General features: G+C 65.7%; 19 protein-coding genes. All 19 read right to left on the minus strand.

What is annotated here, in order from left to right; genetic code table 11:
* Window positions 1-5: 5 nt before the first annotated feature.
* A complete protein-coding gene (locus tag ACED67_RS03885; protein ID WP_395540216.1) occupies window positions 6-3,902 on the minus strand; it encodes a baseplate multidomain protein megatron in 3,897 nt (1,298 codons plus the stop codon).
* Between the two features lie 2 nt (window positions 3,903-3,904).
* A complete protein-coding gene (locus ACED67_RS03890; protein ID WP_395540217.1) occupies window positions 3,905-4,348 on the minus strand; it encodes a C40 family peptidase in 444 nt (147 codons plus the stop codon).
* Window positions 4,345-5,256, minus strand: coding sequence for a phage/gene transfer agent baseplate hub protein (locus tag ACED67_RS03895; protein WP_395540218.1), 912 nt, complete (start codon window positions 5,254-5,256; stop codon window positions 4,345-4,347). Before ACED67_RS03895 ends, ACED67_RS03890 begins: the two co-directional genes overlap by 4 nt.
* A complete protein-coding gene (locus ACED67_RS03900; protein WP_395540219.1) occupies window positions 5,253-5,885 on the minus strand; it encodes a phage distal tail protein, Rcc01695 family in 633 nt (210 codons plus the stop codon). Before ACED67_RS03900 ends, ACED67_RS03895 begins: the two co-directional genes overlap by 4 nt.
* Before the next feature lie 9 nt (window positions 5,886-5,894).
* Window positions 5,895-6,548, minus strand: coding sequence for an RcGTA-type gene transfer agent tail tape measure protein (locus tag ACED67_RS03905; protein WP_395540220.1), 654 nt, complete (start codon window positions 6,546-6,548; stop codon window positions 5,895-5,897).
* Window positions 6,463-6,747: a rcc01693 family protein gene (locus ACED67_RS03910; RefSeq protein WP_395540221.1), complete on the minus strand. Its 285-nt coding sequence runs from the start codon at window positions 6,745-6,747 to the stop codon at window positions 6,463-6,465. The genes ACED67_RS03905 and ACED67_RS03910 overlap by 86 nt, the downstream gene beginning before the upstream one ends.
* Window positions 6,744-7,064: a gene transfer agent family protein gene (locus ACED67_RS03915; protein ID WP_395540222.1), complete on the minus strand. Its 321-nt coding sequence runs from the start codon at window positions 7,062-7,064 to the stop codon at window positions 6,744-6,746. The genes ACED67_RS03910 and ACED67_RS03915 overlap by 4 nt, the downstream gene beginning before the upstream one ends.
* A complete protein-coding gene (locus ACED67_RS03920; RefSeq protein ID WP_395540223.1) occupies window positions 7,064-7,477 on the minus strand; it encodes a phage major tail protein, TP901-1 family in 414 nt (137 codons plus the stop codon). Before ACED67_RS03920 ends, ACED67_RS03915 begins: the two co-directional genes overlap by 1 nt.
* 46 nt (window positions 7,478-7,523) lie before the next feature.
* Window positions 7,524-7,919, minus strand: coding sequence for a DUF3168 domain-containing protein (locus ACED67_RS03925; protein WP_395540224.1), 396 nt, complete (start codon window positions 7,917-7,919; stop codon window positions 7,524-7,526).
* A complete protein-coding gene (locus tag ACED67_RS03930; protein WP_395540225.1) occupies window positions 7,916-8,254 on the minus strand; it encodes a head-tail adaptor protein in 339 nt (112 codons plus the stop codon). The genes ACED67_RS03925 and ACED67_RS03930 overlap by 4 nt, the downstream gene beginning before the upstream one ends.
* Window positions 8,251-8,862, minus strand: coding sequence for a head-tail connector protein (locus ACED67_RS03935; RefSeq protein ID WP_395540226.1), 612 nt, complete (start codon window positions 8,860-8,862; stop codon window positions 8,251-8,253). Before ACED67_RS03935 ends, ACED67_RS03930 begins: the two co-directional genes overlap by 4 nt.
* Before the next feature lie 79 nt (window positions 8,863-8,941).
* Entirely contained in the window at window positions 8,942-10,138 is a 1,197-nt protein-coding gene (locus ACED67_RS03940) for a phage major capsid protein (RefSeq protein ID WP_395540227.1), read from the minus strand.
* A gap of 37 nt (window positions 10,139-10,175) precedes the next feature.
* Window positions 10,176-10,733, minus strand: coding sequence for an HK97 family phage prohead protease (locus ACED67_RS03945; RefSeq protein WP_395540228.1), 558 nt, complete (start codon window positions 10,731-10,733; stop codon window positions 10,176-10,178).
* A gap of 9 nt (window positions 10,734-10,742) precedes the next feature.
* Complete coding sequence (locus ACED67_RS03950) at window positions 10,743-10,988, minus strand: GTA head formation protein, RCAP_rcc01685 family (RefSeq protein ID WP_395540229.1); 246 nt, start codon at window positions 10,986-10,988, stop codon at window positions 10,743-10,745.
* A complete protein-coding gene (locus ACED67_RS03955) occupies window positions 10,985-12,136 on the minus strand; it encodes a phage portal protein (RefSeq protein WP_395540230.1) in 1,152 nt (383 codons plus the stop codon). The genes ACED67_RS03950 and ACED67_RS03955 overlap by 4 nt, the downstream gene beginning before the upstream one ends.
* A gap of 148 nt (window positions 12,137-12,284) precedes the next feature.
* Complete coding sequence (locus tag ACED67_RS03960) at window positions 12,285-13,628, minus strand: DNA-packaging protein (RefSeq protein WP_395540231.1); 1,344 nt, start codon at window positions 13,626-13,628, stop codon at window positions 12,285-12,287.
* Window positions 13,579-13,962 (minus strand): hypothetical protein, encoded by a 384-nt coding sequence (locus ACED67_RS03965; protein WP_395540232.1) that lies wholly within the window; start codon window positions 13,960-13,962, stop codon window positions 13,579-13,581. The genes ACED67_RS03960 and ACED67_RS03965 overlap by 50 nt, the downstream gene beginning before the upstream one ends.
* A 208-nt stretch (window positions 13,963-14,170) precedes the next feature.
* Window positions 14,171-15,361 (minus strand): endolytic transglycosylase MltG, encoded by a 1,191-nt coding sequence (mltG, locus tag ACED67_RS03970; protein WP_395540233.1) that lies wholly within the window; start codon window positions 15,359-15,361, stop codon window positions 14,171-14,173.
* Between the two features lie 3 nt (window positions 15,362-15,364).
* The gene (fabF, locus tag ACED67_RS03975; protein ID WP_395540234.1) at window positions 15,365-16,624 is read right to left on the minus strand and encodes a beta-ketoacyl-ACP synthase II; all 1,260 of its coding nucleotides are present in this window, start codon (window positions 16,622-16,624) and stop codon (window positions 15,365-15,367) included.
* Window positions 16,625-16,758 lie beyond the last annotated feature (134 nt).

Here is a 16,758-nt window from a genome sequence, read left to right on the forward strand (position 1 = left end):
CAAGATCACGCCGGGATTTCAACTCGGCGGAACGGGCCTGCCCCAAAGCGCTGTGACAACTGCGCCACCTCGATGCCGAATGGGGCGACCGCACCGTCGACCGTCTGCGCGGCGGCTGGGTAGTCGAACTCCGGGTCCGACACAGTGTATTCGACAAGAACCGTCGCACCCGAAAGAACACGCACCAGATAGGCCTCGGTCTCTTCGCCAAGAGGCACTTCGATCTGTTGCCAGCCGTCGCCCTCGATCCTTGTCCGGCGGTTCCAGCTTATATGAAGGTCGCTTCCGGCGGCACCCTGCGCCTCGAGATGGGCGACAGGATAGGGGCGCAAGCCGATCCCGTCGAAGGCCGAAGCAATGGATACCACATTCGGATCGTCAAAACCCCGCGCGGTAACCCCAATTCGGTAGTTGCGCGCCAAGCCACGGGCGCTGGCGGCGAGATCGATCTGCACGAGCGCCTGATCGAGCAGGACAACCGTACTTCCGACCGGCCAGACCGGCGGCATGATACCATCGGTTCCCAATTGCCCGCGAAGACGCATAGAAATCTCATAGGTTTGTGGCGCAACCAGTGCTGCCTGCGCGAATTGGAACACCTCCCAGTTGCCGCCGCTGCCATCGCCAATCGCCATCGCATTGGCGCCGTTCAGAACCGCCAATGCGCTGGCCGACGATAGCGCCCCGCCCGTGACTCGCACCCGCAACGCGCTGCCGCGATCCCAAAGCCCCTGCCGCGCAGCCGCCAACTCCGTTTCCGTAATACCGATGATCGAGGGTGCCGCTACCAACCGGTTTACCTCGAAACTCGTGTCAGCGCTCGCTGACCATACCGCCACAGCCCCCGGCCAGGGTTCCGCCGTCACAGCGACATGCGGAGCATGTGGCACCTCTGTGCCCGTCAAAATCGGCAGATCTAGGAAGACGGGGTAGACCGGCACGGGAGACACGAATGGCCGCTGAAGTCCCGGCTCTTCCAGGACGTCACCACTGTCATAGACCCCGCCCTCGATGCGCGTGGCTTCGATCAGGCGGGCCTCAGCCTGCTCAACCCGGTCAATCCGATAGGTGCTGCCGTCCTCCAACCGCACCCGGTCGCCCGCGCCCACGCTTCGCCGCGACGGTGGCAGCGCCAGACGCAGACTGTCGCGCGCGATGCGGCTTTCCGCCAGCCATCGATGCGCGATGATCCGCCCCTCCGCAGGCGTCAAGGCCAATGGCACCTCGCTGGCCGAGACACTGCGTTGTTCCTCGTCAGGATACCGCGCCTCGCTGCTCCGCACTTCGTAGTCGCCCTCGGCGTCGACGTGATTCAGTCGAACCATGCCGCTCGTCTCAGGCGCAGCACTTCGAGTCAGTTCCGCATAGCCGTCTGTATCCGCTGTCTGGGCGCAAGCCTCTTCCTGCAATTCATGATCAACGCCACCGCGTCGCGACAAAAAGGCGATCTTTCCCTCGCGCTCCGCGGCATCGACGCCGAAGGCCAGCATCAGCGGCTGCAAACTGGCGCGCGCACTCTGCGACTGATCCTGCACATAGCCGCGGACCAATCCGTATAGCTGCGATGTTTCCACCCCCCCCACGCCCGCCCGGGCAGCGATTTCGCGGACCACGGCCGCGAGGGGTTGGTTCGTCGCGCGACCGTTCAGCCAATGGCCGCGCGCGTAGGCTTCGCCATCGCTCCACAGATCGGTACGGCCCGGAAAAGCCGGGAAGGGTCGCGCATCCCAGGCCCAGGCATGGGCACGCGCGAAATCAAGCATCGGGGCGCCATAGATCAAGGAGACGGGGTTGTTGGCGGGATCGGTCCAGTAGCGCGCCATCGCCCTGAAATATTGCAACTGCATCAGATCGTCGCGCCGCCCGTTCGAAGCGCGCGGCAAGGCGGATTCCGACGACGTCAGATCGATGAACTTGTTCGGCTGGTTCGCCCCCTTGTCCAATGCCGCACAGCCATATTCGGTAAAGCAGATCGGTTTCGACTGCGGCACCCAGGCCGTTGGCAGTGCCGCTCGCACCGCACCTGTCCGCGCGTGGTGTTCGTTGCCCCACCAGCCCCTCAGATCCTTGACGCGAAACAGCCATGGCTCGTCGAAAGCGCCGTCCTCGATGGGCAACCTTGTCTGAACCTCCTCGCCTTCAGGGCTGTCATAGTACCAGTCAAAGCCCTCGCCCCCGGCGATGTTGGCGGTCAGATAGTCAAGGTTGTAGATCGAGCCCCATGCCGCATCTGCTTCGCCGTCCCGGTTCCGCCAATCAGACAGCGGCATGTAGTTGTCGATGCCGACGAAATCGATACTTGTGTCCGCCCAAAGCGCGTCGAGCGGGAAATAGACATTCTCATCAGCCACATAGCTGCCATACTCGGTCCAATCTGCGGCATAGCTGATCTTGCAGTCGGGACCCAGGACAGACCGCACATCCGCCGCAAGCTGTCGAAGGGCCGCAACGGCTGGAAAACTGTCCGAGGCGCCGCGAATCCGGGTGATGCCCCGAAGTTCCGAGCCGATGCAGAATGCGTCGACGCCGCCGGCAATCTGGCACAGACGGGCATAATGCAGGATGAAACGGCGAAAGCTCCATTCGCTTGGACCTGCATAGCCAATCGTCTCGCCGGCAGCCGTGACGTGCGCTGGCAAGGCAGTGCCGAAGAAGGCGGTAACCTCTGCCTCGGCCGCTGTCGTGCGATCGGTGGTGCCGGGCAACCCGGGCGCCAGCGACGTGGTTATCCGGCCACGCCACGGCAAAACAGGCTGGCCGGCGCCGCCGGTCCAGGGATCGGGCAGACTGTTGCCCTCAAGCTGATCCATCAGGACAAAAGGATAGAACATGACGGCCCGGCCTGCCGCGCGAATGGCGCGGATCGCCTCGATCACCGACGCATCAGCCGGGGTGCCGCCATAGACCACCCGGTCATCGATGCGCGGCACAAGTCCGGCAGCCGCACGGTCTATGCCGCCGGCGCGCCATGGCATTCCAACGCCGTCACGATCCTTCTGTTCAACCTTGGGCTGAACGGCGCAGGATCCGCATCGCAGATCATTCCCGAACCAGGCCACGACAAGTGAAACCGAAGAAACATTCGGCAACTCAGAGGTCAAATGACCAAGACTGACTGGGAAATCTGCCTTCCCCGAAGGGGTGTTCGCATTTGCCGAGACATTTTGACCAGGCGCCCGGGCATAATGCACCGGCGTCGCGGCCAAGGCATATTCGCCCGTGCCGGGGATCATTGCCACCGCAGGAATGGCATCAGCCAGGCTGATCTCATCGCCAAGCCCCGGCCCCTGTGCCGCTCGCATGACCTCGAAGGAAAATTGCGGAACCCTGTTGCCAAAGGGCGTCAGGTCAAGATCCTCGATCACCACATAGGCCAGGCCCCGGTAGGCTGGCGCCTTCCCAAAACCCTCGACAGCCTCGATCTTCGGATCAGGCAACTGATCTTCGGCGCCATCGTAGATCCGCAGGGTCAGACTCCCCGGCTCAATTTCAGCGCCATCCGCCCAGACGCGGCCGACCTTCAGGATCGTGCCCTCGCACAGCCCGATCGCCAGGCTGATCGAATAGCTGAATTCTGTCACCTTTGGCTGTGTGCCCTTGCCTCCGCCGCGACGGCGCGCATATTCTTGGAACTGTGTCGCCCAGATCACCTGTCCCGCGACACGCATCCGGCCCCAGACCTGCGCTATGGAGGCACCTTCGCTCGCGCCGGTAAGACGCAACCGGTCCAGGCGCCCGACTTCGACCGGATCGGACCCGGCCCCCAACAACTTCTGATCGATGACCCGTCCGACCGTGGCCCCGATCGCCCGACCGATCACCAGCCCGGACAGGCCAAGCACCGTTCCGCCGAAGCCCGAGCCGATTGCTGCGCCAACCGCTGAAAAGACAAGCGTCGCCATGCTCAGTTGGCTCCTTCGGGAAAGGCAAATCGGGCGGCGACACGGCGCAGCCAAGGCGCGCTCAAGGCACTTTCGGTAACGAAATGGCCGGAATAGGCGTGAATGAACCTCGCCTCAGCGCCGATGCCGGATTGAACGCCCAGATGCTTGGCCATTCCGTCCGTGCGCATCCGAAACAGCAGCACATCGCCGAGATCCGCCTCACCCAGCGGCTTGGGTCGCAACCAATACTCTGCCGCGCACAGCAGCCGTTCCTCCCGGGTCGCCTCAGCCCAGTCGGCCGTATAGGCAGGCACCGCACAGGGTTCATGCCCGTAAAGGCGCCGCCAGATCGCCCGGATCAGGCCCAGGCAATCTGCCCCCGCGCCAAGGCAACTGGCCTGATGAACATAGGGCGTTCCAATCCACAGACGCGCTTCCGCCACGGCGATTTTCGCAACCGTCATGGCGCTGCCCCATATGCCGGCGCGATCAAGAGGCTGCCTCCCGTTGCCGGTCGCCCTGCGCGGGGATAAGCGGTCAGCCAATCTTCGCCTGGAAGATGCGGAAACCCCCGGAAATTCATGAAATTGTTAAATTTTACTCGGCAGGACTCGGCGCGCTTGTCGCATCCCGCAAAAAGCCGCAGCAGATCGCCCGGCGCAAGCCGTGCACGCAGGGTCTGCCATAATTCGATCCGGCGCGCCGTACCCGACAGCCGGTCCGACTTGACCATCACACTCAGCCCCATGGCCAAGCCTGTCAGGACAATAAGCCGCCCGCCTTCGAACCAGCGGTCATCAAATCCTGTGAAATGGGCGAAGCTCAGGATCAGCCCGTCGCTCGCGATCGCTTCAACCGCGCGCTCGGCGGAATATCCCGGTTGCGCCAGATCGAACCGGCAGCGACTGTCGCCCAATACGGCCGAACAGCCCCGCGTATAGGCAAAGCCGATCGGCTGGTTCAAAGGCTCGCTCAAACCCCGCAATTCGCAGCGGAATTCGGCGCCGCGCCGCGTCACCTCGCCCAGGGCGCCCCGAAAGATCTCGGCCCGCGCGCCGGGATCGGCCCAGTTTACCAGCCAGACCCGCACTTCCGCACGATCATAGCGTCCCGCCGCCAGATCGGCCTCGGTGATCGCCGCACCCGAGAGGGCGCCCAGCGCCTCGCTGTTGTCCACCGCAAGCCCTGTGACCTGCTGCAGCGCGCGCGCCGTCAGACCCGACCCCGCTTTGCAAAGCACCCCTGCGACGGTCAGGTCGCAGTCATGGTCGGTAAAGCCCAGCACAAGCCCATCGGCCCGCGTCACCATCCAGGCGCGACAAACCGTCGTCGCCCCGCTGGAGAGATGGATATCTAGATCACCAGCGCTCACAGTCTTATCTCCACCACCGGGACGGCTGGCACATCCCCAGCCTGGAACGACGCAACCGAGACCTGGATCGCCTCCGTATCAAAGCGCACCGGCACGTCGAACTCGAACCCCGCCGTGATCTGCGCTCCCAACGGCGGCGGAGTTTCAAAAGTGACCACGCCCGTCGCTGGATCTACGGTGAACTCCACGCCTTCCACCTTCGGGTCTTCGGCGATTGCCACCGTCACCGTGCCAAGAACGGGCTTCGCGATCGGGCGTACATAGGCTTCCTCACCCGAGCGATAGGTCTTCACCAGGGGCCAGGCAGCGGTCACGCCATCACCCGTGCCGATAACCTGATCGAGTGGCCCCGCGCTGCGCGAGGCGGGGCAGGAGCGGAAGTCCGACCAGTCCTTCCAGCGAAACCCGTGCAACTGTCCACGCCGCGCCTCGAAAAAGGCGATCAGCGTCTCGACATCATCCAGCGATCGCAGGCCCACCCCGGCATCATACCGCCGCCGCGCGTGAGCCCAGGGCGTGTTGCGCTCTTCATGGCCATTCTGCAGCGTGACGATCTCGGTCCGCCGCTCAGGCCCACCGACCGAGCCGAAGCTCAGATTGGCCGGGAAACGCACTTCGTGAAACGCCATCTTCCATCCTCACCTGTTGCGCTGGCCACGCGCCAGCGCCCGCCCGACCTGGGCCGCGATCTGGCTCTGGCTGCGCTGGAACCCCTGCACATCCGGCGTCGAGATGTTGATCACCACATTGACCGGGCGCACGCCCCCCGCCGCCTGCACGCCCAACCGGCCATCGGCCCCGCGCGTCAGCGGCATGATCGCCTCCGGCCCCGCCTCGCCCATCAACCCGCGTCCACCGCGCATCGGGAACATGGTCGGCGACGCGACGATCCCACCCTGGGCAAAGGGCATCACCCGCCCCTGCGCGAAACCGCCCCCCTTGGCGAAGGGCAGGATGCCGCTGGTCAGGGCATTGATCCCCTGCGCTAGCACCCCGCCGAAGGCATCGGTGATCGGCTTGGTCGCGACCCGGTAGACCGTGTCCACAATGCTCTGCGCCACGCCCTTCAGCGCGTCCGACAGCTTCATCCCGTCGAAGATCAGCCCGTCAAACGCCCGCCGCAGCCCGCCCGAGATGCCGCTCGACAGCGTGCTCACCTCGCGGTTGGTGAAGGTGGCCGAATCCCGCAGCCGGACCAACTCGCCGTCAAAGGCCGCCACCATCGCCGCCGAGGTGCCAAGCCTTTCCTCCAGCGCCGCCAGTTGTTCCGTCAGATCCGCCGCGTCGGTCATCGTCCGCCCCCTGTCCTGTATCGGGAAAGGCCGCGGCCAGTTCGGCCAGCCGCGCCCGCGTCAGGGGCGGCGCTGCCTGCTCCACCCCCAGCATGATCCGCAATTCGACCGGCGTCAGGCGCCAGAAGACCGCCGGTTCCAGGCCCAATCCGTGCAGGCCGGCCCTGAGCAGCCCCGGCCAGTCGAACCGCGCCGTCATTCCTGCCCCGGAAGCGCGAAGGCCCGCGCCAGCAGTTCCGCCGCCGCGCGCGCCGCCTCGACCGGGCCGCCGCCGATCTCGACCGTCATCAGATCGCGCGGCGTGCCCTGCCATCCGCCGCCCCGCAGCCCCGCCACGATCAGCGCCAGCACGTCGCGCGTGGTGAAGCGGCCGCCCTCGAACCGTTCGACCAGATCGACCAGCGACCCTGTCTCCAGCGTCGCCTCAAGTTCGGCCAGCGCCCCCAGCGTCAGCTTCGCCACATGCGCCACACCATCCAGCGTGATCGCCACCTCTCCCGCCCAGGGATTCGCCATCACAGCGCCGTAAAGGTCAGCATCCCGGCCGAGGCCAACGTGACCTCATAGGTCGCTTCGCCATTGTGGCTGCCCGCATATTCCAGCGCGGTGATCTGGAACGGCCCCTCGACCACGCCGAAATCCGGGATCACCACCTGGAAATCCGGGATCTCGCCATCGAAAAAGATCTGTCGGGCGCGTTCGTCGGTATTGGAATCGCGAAACACGCCCGAACCGGAAATCGTCGCCGATTTCACCCCCGCGCCAGCCAAAAGCTCGCGCCAGCCGCCGGTCGATTCCAGCGAGGTCACGTCCACCGTTTCGGCATTGAAGGCCGCCCGCGTGGCCCGAAGACCCGCGATGGTCTCGAACATCCCGTCACCGGTCTGATCTATCTTAAGAAGAAGGTCCTTGCCCGCCTGAACTGCCATGGCGCATCTCCTGGATTTGGGTGAAACTCTGGCCGCAACCGGCCCGTCAAAGCTCGATCCGCGCGCGGAAAATCAGGTCGATCCGGCGGACTTCGCCCTCGTCGATCCGCCGCGCCCTCGCCCGCAGGAAATGCAACGACACCAACCTGCCGCGCGCCAACACCAGTGCCGCTCCGAGCAGCCTGTCGGAAATCGCCGCCGCGATCGTCTTGGCCGCCAGAAACCCGGTCCCATCGCTGATAACGCTGATCTGCACCAGATGCTCGGCCCCCGCGCCGCTCTTGTCGCCTGCATCCCGCACCTCTTCAGGACCGACCAGAACAAAGGTCCCGGCGGGCGAGGGAGGCACTGCATCATAGACCGCCACCCCCGCCAGCGCGGGCGCCGATGTCAGCGACTGGAAAACAGCGGACTGCAAAGCCGCCGCAGCGCCGTAACTCATTTCGGGGCCTCCTCACGGCAAAAGCACACCAGCCAGCGCCCATCCGCGTCGCACTCGGTCACCGCAAGAATGGTGAAGACGCGGCTGCCCTCGCGCAGCCTCTGCTCTGGTTTCGGCCGGGTGACCGCTCCGGGCGGGGCCGCCCGCACGGTGATCCGGTAGGGCACCGAAGACAGGATGACCTCTTCTCCGCTCGGATCGCGCCCGCTGCCCGGCACGATCTCTGCCCAAAGCGTGCCCAAAGCCTGCCAGCTCCGCCCATAGCCGCCCGCGCCGTCCGAGCTGCGCGATTCCTGCTCCAGCACCAGCGCTCGGTTCAGATGCGGGGTTTTCATGTCCGCCCCCCGGACGTCCCACCCCCAAGGATGCGCACCTGCCGCCACCGCTCGATCAGCGCCATCACTCCGAACGGCAATCCCGGCTGCGCCGTACCATCATCGTTGCGATGTTCGTAGAATTCCGCCGCAAGCAGCAGTACCGCCTGACGCAGATCGCTGGGCACGTCGCTCCAGACCGGGCCGAAACCCGCAGCGAATACCAGCTCGATCCGTCCCTCGACCGGCACCGCGGGCAAGGCCAAGCCGCGCCCCGCGATCCGTGGCCGGTGAATGTCCGCAACCAGCCGGTAGGTCGCCTCATTGGCCAAGGCGGACACCCCGTTCCCATCCACCAGCGTCAGGCTGACGATGGCGCTTACCGGAGCCACCGGCAGAGCCTGTTCGGCCGGGTCGCGCCAATCATCGATCTGCCAGAGAAACTGCCGCTCGATCAGCACCTTGGCGATACGGCCCTCGATCGTCGCCATCGCCGCCCGCAAATGGCTCTCCAGAAGGCCATCCTGGTTCGCTGCCAGCGTGAACCCCGCCCCCAGCCGCAAATGCTCTTTCAGCTCGGCCAGCGGCAGCGCCGCCCGCGGCACGGTCGTCAATTCGGTCAACATCATCTCTGGTCCCTCGCTCCTCGCTCGCCACGTCGCGACCGGCCCGGATCTGCGTCCGAACCGGCACGGAGGATGTGAGGCCTTACGAGACCGCGACCCGCAGAAGCTTGATCGCGGCATAGTCGGTGATATCGCCGCCCACACGCTTGGTGGCGTAGAACAGGACATGCGGCTTGGCCGAAAAGGGATCGCGCAGGATACGCAGATCCGGGCGCTCCGCCACCGTATAGCCCGTCGCGAAATCTCCGAAGGCGATGGGGAAGGTATTGGCGCCAACATCGGGCATGTCTTCACAGATCAGGACGGCATAGCCCATCAGCCGCGCCGGCTCACCCGCCGCCAAACCGTCCGACCACAGGAAGCGACCGTCGGCATCCTTCATCTTGCGCACGGCACCGGCCGTCTTCGAATTCATCACGAAAGTGCCATTGGCGCGGTAGTCGGCGCCCAGCGCGTAGACCAGGTTGATGATGCAATCAGCCGGGTTGCTGCTCGCGAAATCCGCCGCGGCGCCGGTCGCGATATAGCCCAGCGATCCCCAGCTCCAAGACGCATTGGCGACCTTGGCAGGCAGAAGGATGCCCTTGGGCTTGTCGATGCCGTCGCCATTGACGAAAGCGGCGGCCTCGGCACGGATGAAGCGCGTGGCGATCTTGCCCGCAAGCCAGCCTTCCACATCGAAGGCGCTGTCATCCAGCAGCCGCTGGCTCGATTTCGGCATGGCCGAAAGTTCGTGCAGGCGGATCGAGATGCGCTCAATGGTCGGCGTCGCCGTTTCAGCCGTCGAAGTGGTTTCCGTGGCCCAGCCCGAGCCGACTTCCGAGCGGTCAATCAGCACATCGAACGACACCGCCTCGACCTGCACCACAGTGGCAATGGCGCGCAGCGATGAGGTCGAGACCAGCATCGACCGGATACGGTCCGCCGTCTGTGGATCGACCAGATAGCCACCATCCGCCGCGACCGAGGTCGACATCGCCTTGCCTTCCAGCGTCAGGCCGCGCAGCCCGTCATCGTCGCCGGTCCGCAGATAGGCATCGAACGCCTTCTTGTGCGGCGCATCCAGCTCCAACGCGGCCGAAAGGGCCGGGCGGCCGTAAGTGATGGTTTTCCGATCCAGCATGGTCAGTCGCTCTTCCTGATGTTGCAGCGCTTTTTTCACTTCGGCTTGCAGGCCCTTGAACTCCTGCAAGAAACCGGACATCGCGGTTTTCACCTCCGCCGCCGGCGAATGGACCTGGGACAAGCCTTCCCCGGCCCGAGCCTCTCTCTCGGTCATCGTCGAACCCTCGTGTTGAAGGAAAAGGTCCCTTGCGCTATCCGCGCTCGGCCAGGCTCCGGCGCGCGTCCTCGAAGACGTCTGCCAATTCGCGCATCAGACAAGCCAGATCTTCAGATTTGGCCGCCACCCGCGCCTCGGGAAGCATGGGGAATGTCACCAGCGAAACCTCCCACAGCTCCAGCTCCTGCAAAAGGCGGCGTCCTTTGCCATCGCGCTCCGCCTTCACGGTGCGATAGCCGATCGACAGCCCGTCAATCGCCCCCGCCGTCAACAGGGCCGCCGCCTCGCGGCCCTTGTCCACTTCGGTCAGGATGCGGCCCTTGACCCACAGACCCTGTGCATCTTCCCGCACCTCATCCCAGACCCCGATGGGCTGGGCCGGGTCATGCTGCCAGAGCATCTTCACCCGCCCACCCTTGGCGATCAGCCGTGCCAGCGAGGCGCCATACGCCCCCTTTGCCACCACGTCACCGCCCTGGTCCCTGACGCCGAAAAGCGAGGCATAGCCCGCCACGACCCGACCTTCGGTCACTTCCAGCCCCGCTTCGGGCCGGTGGTATTTCCGCTCGGGCGCGCCCGATATGCCGTCCATCACCTCACCTCACTTCGTCGCCGCCCTGAGAAGAACCTCGACCCCCTGCGTCAGCAGAAAGGCCGCCACGCCATAGACGCCCAGCCACAGGCGCCGCTCCAGCCGCTCCAGCGCCGCATCGATCAGCGTCAGCCGGTAATCCAGCGCCGCCCAGCGTTCTTCCATCACCCGCTCATTCGCTTCGATCCGGGCATGGGCGCTATCGAAACTGTCCAGCACGAAACGCGAGCCATTGCCCTCCTTGCGCGTCGTCATTCCTCGTCCGCCACCCGCGGCAGACCCAGAAGCGCCCGCTTCTCCGCGACCGTCAGGAATTCGGCGGCGCCAACCCGCGCCCATTGCTGATCCCGCTCGATCGCCAGTGCCGGGATCTGGTCCAGATCGGGCCGCAACTCCACCGCGTCGCCGCTGAACATCGCCAGCCAATGCGCCAGTGCCGCCAGCACCCGCTGCGCCAGGGGCAGCACGGTCAGCCGGTAGAAGGCGCGGTTCGCCTCCTGATAATTCGCATAGGTCGCGTCTCCCGGTATCCCCAACAGCATCGGTGGCACGCCAAAGGCGATGGCGATCTCGCGCGCCGCCGCCAGCTTGGTCTCATGGAACTCCATATCGCTGGGCGAGAACCCCATCGGCTTCCAGTCCAGCCCGCCTTCCAGCAGCATCGGCCGCCCGGCATTGCGCGCGCCCTGATGATGCGATTCCATCTCGCCCACCAGCCGGTCATATTGCTCGGGCGTCAGAACCGACGACCCATCCGACCCTTTGTAGACGATCGCCCCCGAGGGCCGCGCCGCATTGTCCAGAAGGGCCTTCGACCAGGCACTTGCGGCATTGTGCACATCCACCGCCACTGCCGCCGCTTGCATCGGCGACAGACCGTAATGGTCGTCCTGTGGGTGAAAGCTCCTGATGTGGCAGATCGGGCTCAGCCCCTCTGAGACTGGAAAACGATGCGTCCGCCCGCCCACCGAATAGTCATAGGCGACGGGCCAGCCATCCGCCCCCGGCACCAGCGACATCCGGTCGGCGCGCAGAACATGCAGCTCGCCCGGCAGCTTTTCCGCCCCTGGCACCGCCTCGACATAGGCATTGCCCGACAGCAAGAGATGCCCATAGGCCGCCTCCAGCAACTCGGCCCGCCCCTGCCCCGCATTGGGTCGCGACAGCAGCGCCAGCACCGGATGCGCGTCATAGCGCCGTTCGGCATCCTGGCAGATCACCGGCAATGCCGCCGCCGCCTCTGCGATCAGTCGCACCGCGCGAAAGCCGATGGGATTGCCTTGAAACCCGTTCTTCGCCAGCGAAACCGCATCGCGCGGGCTCCAGGCCACCCGGCCCGCATTGCCCCAGGCGATCACCCGGCCCGTCGCGCTGGCCTTCTTCTCGGCGCGGTCCGCCGCCATTGGCCCGCTCTTTCTCAGGAAATCGAACACGTTCCGCTCCTTTCAACCGGCAAGCCGATACCGGGCCGCCTGGTCGACAGCCGCAGCACTTTCATCTTGGCCCCAATGCCCGGGGTCCGGGGCTGAGCACCGGCGACATCCGCCTGCGCTACCTCCCCAGGCTCCGCACCCCCGGCGCGCCGCTCGAGGGTGCGATCATCAACTCGGTCAGCGCCCAGACCAGCGCGTCCAGCCTGTCGGGGCTGCCCTGCCCCTGCCAGCCAGTCCGCGCCATAAGCGCCATCTGGTCCTCCAGCGCCCCCAGCCCCCGGCGATGCGCGATACGCCCCTGCTCATACAAGGCCGCCACCGGCTCGGCTCGCAGCCGCTTGGCCCTCATCGCCGTCACCTTGCGCACCGGCACCGTGTCATCGACCTGCCGGATCACCTGCTCGACCAGATCGCCGCCCTGGTTCACCTCAACCACCAGACGGTCGGCGCCGAATTCTTCCATCGCCGCCAGGGCCGCCCGCGCCCAGCCATCGGCCGAGACGCCACGCACCGAGCGATCCGCCAGCACCACCGCGCGCCAGTCCTTGCGCGGCCCCCGCGTGTCCGCCCCGGCCACCACGATCCCGCAGGCATCCGACTTCGGCCCCGAGGTCACCGGCGGGTCCACCGCCACGACGATCCGCATCTGCTCGGGCTCGTCGCGCCCCTGTGCGCTGACAATCATCGCCTGCGTCCACAGCGCATCTTCGATTTCCTCGATCAACTCGCCCTGCAATTCCTGCCGCCCCAGCGACTGCCCGCCATAGCGCGCCTCCACTTCGGCCAGGAAGCTCTTGGCCAGATAGGCCCGGTTCGCCTCGGTCGGCGCGCGGCTGATCACGGTCGAGGGGTTCTGCAAGATCGACTTCAGCACCCCCACATTCCGCGGCGTCGTCGTCACCACCTGTTGCGGATGCTCACCCAGCCGCAGCGCGAATTGCAGCTGATCCCAGGCGTCCTGCGCCTTGGGCCATTTCGCCAGTTCATCGGCCCAGGCCGCATCGAATTGCGGCCCCCGCAGGCTGTCCGGGTCATGGGCCGAAAAGGCCGTGGCCACCGCACCGTTCGGCCATTCCAGGCTGCGTCGCGTTGCCACCCATTTCGGCCGCCGATCGGGCGGCGAACAGGCCAGGATGCCGCTTTCCCCCAGGACCATCACCTCGCGGACCTGATCGAATGTCTCGCCAACCAGAGCGATGCGCCGCGCCCGTCCCGGCGCAGTCGGCGTCGGCCCCTCGACCTGTGCCCGCACCCATTCCGCCCCGGCCCGCGTCTTACCCGCCCCGCGACCGCCCAGGATCACCCAGCTCTTCCACGCTCCTTCGGGCGGCAATTGATGCGGCAGGGCCCAGAAGTCGAAGATCCAGGGCAGAGCCAGCAGCGCGTTCTCGCTCAAGCCGCCCAGGAAATCGTCAATCTCCTCTGGCGTCGCGGAGGCAAGCCAGACGGCGCCCGATTTCATCGCGCGCCTGGTCGAGATCCAGCTCGCCCCAGGTTCCGACAGCCCCGGCAATCTGCTTGCGGAGTTTGTCAACATTCCTTCGTCCCTCCAGAACCTGACGGCCCATCTCGGCCAGATCGTGTGCCGCGACCTTGCCCGCCTTGGCGGCCTCGAAGCGGCCTTCGCGGATCGCACCCAAAGCGGAATTCAAGTCATCCTGCGCGACGCGAAACAGCGCCTCGGTGAACGCCAGGACATCCTCGGCAAAGGGATCAAGACCTTCGCTCGCCGCCGCCCCCTGGGCCCCTCCTGCCTTGTCGGACCCATCCTCTCCATCGCTGAACCTGATGGTCATCTGCGCCCGCCCTTCGTGCCGCTCTCCACCGCCATGGGAACCGCGAAAAGAAAAAGCGGCCCGGGGTCGCCCCCGGCCGCTTTCGACACTTCTGCTATCATGTCACAAGGTCTACATCAGACCGCGCGCCAAGTCAAGCTCAAAATACAACGATACCAACAGCTTACCCGAACGCTCCGGTAAGACCCTGTTAACTTTCCGTCCCGGACTACTCGCCCTGCACGCCGGTCGCGCCATCATCCTCGCCCGCCGCTGCCCGTTCGGCCTCGATCGCCCGCCACTTCTCGACATTGCGATTGTGCTCTTCCAAGGTCTTGGCGAAAGCATGTCCACCCGAGCCATCGGCGACGAAGAACAGATCCTCGGTCTGCAAGGGATTCAGCGCAGCCTGAATCGACAGTCGCCCCGGATTGGCAATCGGCGTCGGCGGCAAGCCATTGATGACATAGGTATTGTACGGCGTCTCGCGGCGCAGTTCACTTTGGCGCAGCCCGCGGCCCAGCACGCCCTCGCCCTTGGTGATGCCATAGATGACAGTGGGGTCCGTCTGCAGCCGCATCCCTTGCCGCAACCGATTGACAAAGACGCTTGCGACATGCGGGCGCTCATCGGCGATGCCGGTCTCCTTCTCGACGATCGAGGCCATGATCATCGCCTCTTCCGGCGTGTCATAGGGCAGGCCCTCGGCGCGCAGCGGCCACAGCTCGGCCATCACCGCCGTCTGCTCCGCCTCCATCCGCGCGATCAGCGCCGCTCGGCCGCTGCCCTTGTCAACATCATAGCTGTCCGGGGCAAGCGCGCCCTCGGCCGGAACGGTCGCCACGGTCCCGTCCAGGAAATCGGCCCGCTTCAGCGCATCGACCACCTGCCAGCTGGTCACGCCCTCGGCCAGGGTCACGCGATAGCGCAGATCGGCATCCTCGCGCGCTTCCAGATACGCGGCAGGCAAAGCCTCGCTTGCCGGGTCGAATTTCGCCACTTCCACGAAACGGTTGGTGGCGGGGTCCAACTCGCGCAGGATCACATCCGCGCTCGCCACGCCGATGCGGAAATTCACCTCCTGCCCGCAGGTCGATTGCCCCCCCGCCGTCACGGCGGCCAGAACATCCGCCATCGAGGCCCCTTCCACGATCAGATAGGAGCCGAATTTCAGATCGCTCGCCTTGCCCGAATAATCCGCCCCGATGCGGAAGATGCGCGGATCGGTGATTGCCCCGCGCTCTGCCAGCTGCCGGCTCACCGCGGAAAGCGACGCGCCCCGGTCCACCTGCACGCAGATCGCCTGGGTCAGCGGTCCCGGTTTCTTGAACTCATTCCGGCCCCAGGCCACGAGCGCGGCTGCTGCCACCAGCAGAACGATGAACAGCGTCAGCGCATTCGAGGCGATGGATTTCCACATGGATCAGCCGACCCGGCCCAGCACGAGGCTCGCATTGGTTCCGCCAAAGCCAAAGCTGTTCGACAGCGCCACCTCGATCCTGCGCTGGACCGCCTTGTTCGGCGCCAGGTCAAGTTTCGGCGTCACGGCCGGATTGTCCAGGTTGATCGTGGGCGGTGCCACCTGGTCGCGGATCGCCAGGACGCAGAAGATCGCCTCCACCGCGCCCGCAGCCCCCAGCAGATGCCCGATCGAGGATTTGGTCGAGGACATGGTCGCCTTGGCCGCCGCGTCGCCCATCAGCCGCTCCACTGCGCCCAGCTCGATCGTGTCCGCCATGGTGCTCGTGCCATGGGCATTGATGTAATCCACCCGGTCCGGCGTCAGCCCGGCGCGCTTCAGCGCCGCTTCCATGCTGCGATAGCCGCCCTCGCCATCTTCCGACGGCGCGGTGATGTGATAGGCGTCGCCCGAGAGGCCATAGCCCAAAACCTCGGCATAGATCTTCGCGCCCCGCGCCTTGGCGTGCTCGTATTCCTCAAGCACCACAACGCCCGCGCCTTCGCCCATCACGAACCCGTCGCGATCGGCATCGTAGGGCCGGCTGGCCTTTTCGGGTTCATTCGCCCGCTTGGTCGACAACGCCTTGCAGGCGTTGAACCCGGCGATGCCGATCTCGCTGATCGGATTCTCGGCCCCGCCCGCCACCATGATATCGGCATCGCCGAAGATGATCAGCCGGGCCGCATCGCCAATGGCATGGGCGCCGGTCGAGCAGGCCGTGACGACCGAATGGTTCGGCCCCTTGAAGCCGAAGCGGATCGACACCTGGCCCGAGACCAGGTTGATCAGCGCGCCCGGAATGAAGAAGGGCGAGACCCGCTTCGGCCCCTTCTCCTCGATCAGCTTGGCGGTTTCGGCGATCGAGCCCAGGCCGCCGATGCCCGAGCCGATCATGACCCCGGTACGCAGCTTTTCCTCGGCCGAAAGATCCTCGATCCCGGCATCCTTCACCGCCTGCGCGGCGGCGGCCATGCCGTAGAGGATGAAATCATCGACCTTGCGGCGGTCCTTCGGCTCCATCCACTCATCGGGATTGAACGTGCCGTTCGTGCCATCGCCGAAGGGGATCTCGCAGGCATAGGTCGTGGTCACGTTCGAAGTGTCGAACCGCGTGATCGCGCCTGCGCCGGATTGCCCGGCGATCAGCCGCGACCAGGTTTCCTCGACCCCGCTTGCCAGCGGCGTGACCATCCCCAGTCCCGTGACGACAACCCTGCGCATCCTGCACCCCGTTTGGTTCTTCTAAGCGTCGAGGAGGTGATACACGCGCCCGCGCGCCCACGCAACACAAGGGGATGTAACCGGGCGCGGTCCCGCGCCCATACCTGCCCCATTCCGATTGATCGAAGGTCTGC

Origin of the sequence: Neotabrizicola paludis, from assembly GCF_044142105.1 — a bacterium.
Lineage (GTDB): Bacteria > Pseudomonadota > Alphaproteobacteria > Rhodobacterales > Rhodobacteraceae > Pseudogemmobacter.

Excerpts from the sequence above, each read along its gene's own strand:
- ACED67_RS03900 (WP_395540219.1), bottom strand. The coding sequence starts at position 5,885 with ATGGCGTTTCACGAAGTGCGTTTCCCGGCCAATCTGAGCTTCGGCTCG.
- ACED67_RS03890 (WP_395540217.1), bottom strand. The coding sequence starts at position 4,348 with ATGACGGTTGCGAAAATCGCCGTGGCGGAAGCGCGTCTGTGGATTGGA.
- ACED67_RS03915 (WP_395540222.1), bottom strand. The coding sequence starts at position 7,064 with ATGGCGAATCCCTGGGCGGGAGAGGTGGCGATCACGCTGGATGGTGTG.
- mltG (WP_395540233.1), bottom strand. The coding sequence starts at position 15,361 with ATGTGGAAATCCATCGCCTCGAATGCGCTGACGCTGTTCATCGTTCTG.
- ACED67_RS03930 (WP_395540225.1), bottom strand. The coding sequence starts at position 8,254 with ATGAAAACCCCGCATCTGAACCGAGCGCTGGTGCTGGAGCAGGAATCG.
- fabF (WP_395540234.1), bottom strand. The coding sequence starts at position 16,624 with ATGCGCAGGGTTGTCGTCACGGGACTGGGGATGGTCACGCCGCTGGCA.
- ACED67_RS03960 (WP_395540231.1), bottom strand. The coding sequence starts at position 13,628 with ATGAAATCGGGCGCCGTCTGGCTTGCCTCCGCGACGCCAGAGGAGATT.
- ACED67_RS03950 (WP_395540229.1), bottom strand. The coding sequence starts at position 10,988 with ATGACGACGCGCAAGGAGGGCAATGGCTCGCGTTTCGTGCTGGACAGT.
- ACED67_RS03925 (WP_395540224.1), bottom strand. The coding sequence starts at position 7,919 with ATGAGTTACGGCGCTGCGGCGGCTTTGCAGTCCGCTGTTTTCCAGTCG.
- ACED67_RS03885 (WP_395540216.1), bottom strand. The coding sequence starts at position 3,902 with ATGGCGACGCTTGTCTTTTCAGCGGTTGGCGCAGCAATCGGCTCGGGC.
- ACED67_RS03935 (WP_395540226.1), bottom strand. The coding sequence starts at position 8,862 with ATGATGTTGACCGAATTGACGACCGTGCCGCGGGCGGCGCTGCCGCTG.
- ACED67_RS03940 (WP_395540227.1), bottom strand. The coding sequence starts at position 10,138 with ATGACCGAGAGAGAGGCTCGGGCCGGGGAAGGCTTGTCCCAGGTCCAT.
- ACED67_RS03955 (WP_395540230.1), bottom strand. The coding sequence starts at position 12,136 with ATGGCGGCGGACCGCGCCGAGAAGAAGGCCAGCGCGACGGGCCGGGTG.
- ACED67_RS03910 (WP_395540221.1), bottom strand. The coding sequence starts at position 6,747 with ATGACGGCGCGGTTCGACTGGCCGGGGCTGCTCAGGGCCGGCCTGCAC.
- ACED67_RS03945 (WP_395540228.1), bottom strand. The coding sequence starts at position 10,733 with ATGGACGGCATATCGGGCGCGCCCGAGCGGAAATACCACCGGCCCGAA.
- ACED67_RS03905 (WP_395540220.1), bottom strand. The coding sequence starts at position 6,548 with ATGACCGACGCGGCGGATCTGACGGAACAACTGGCGGCGCTGGAGGAA.
- ACED67_RS03920 (WP_395540223.1), bottom strand. The coding sequence starts at position 7,477 with ATGGCAGTTCAGGCGGGCAAGGACCTTCTTCTTAAGATAGATCAGACC.
- ACED67_RS03965 (WP_395540232.1), bottom strand. The coding sequence starts at position 13,962 with ATGACCATCAGGTTCAGCGATGGAGAGGATGGGTCCGACAAGGCAGGA.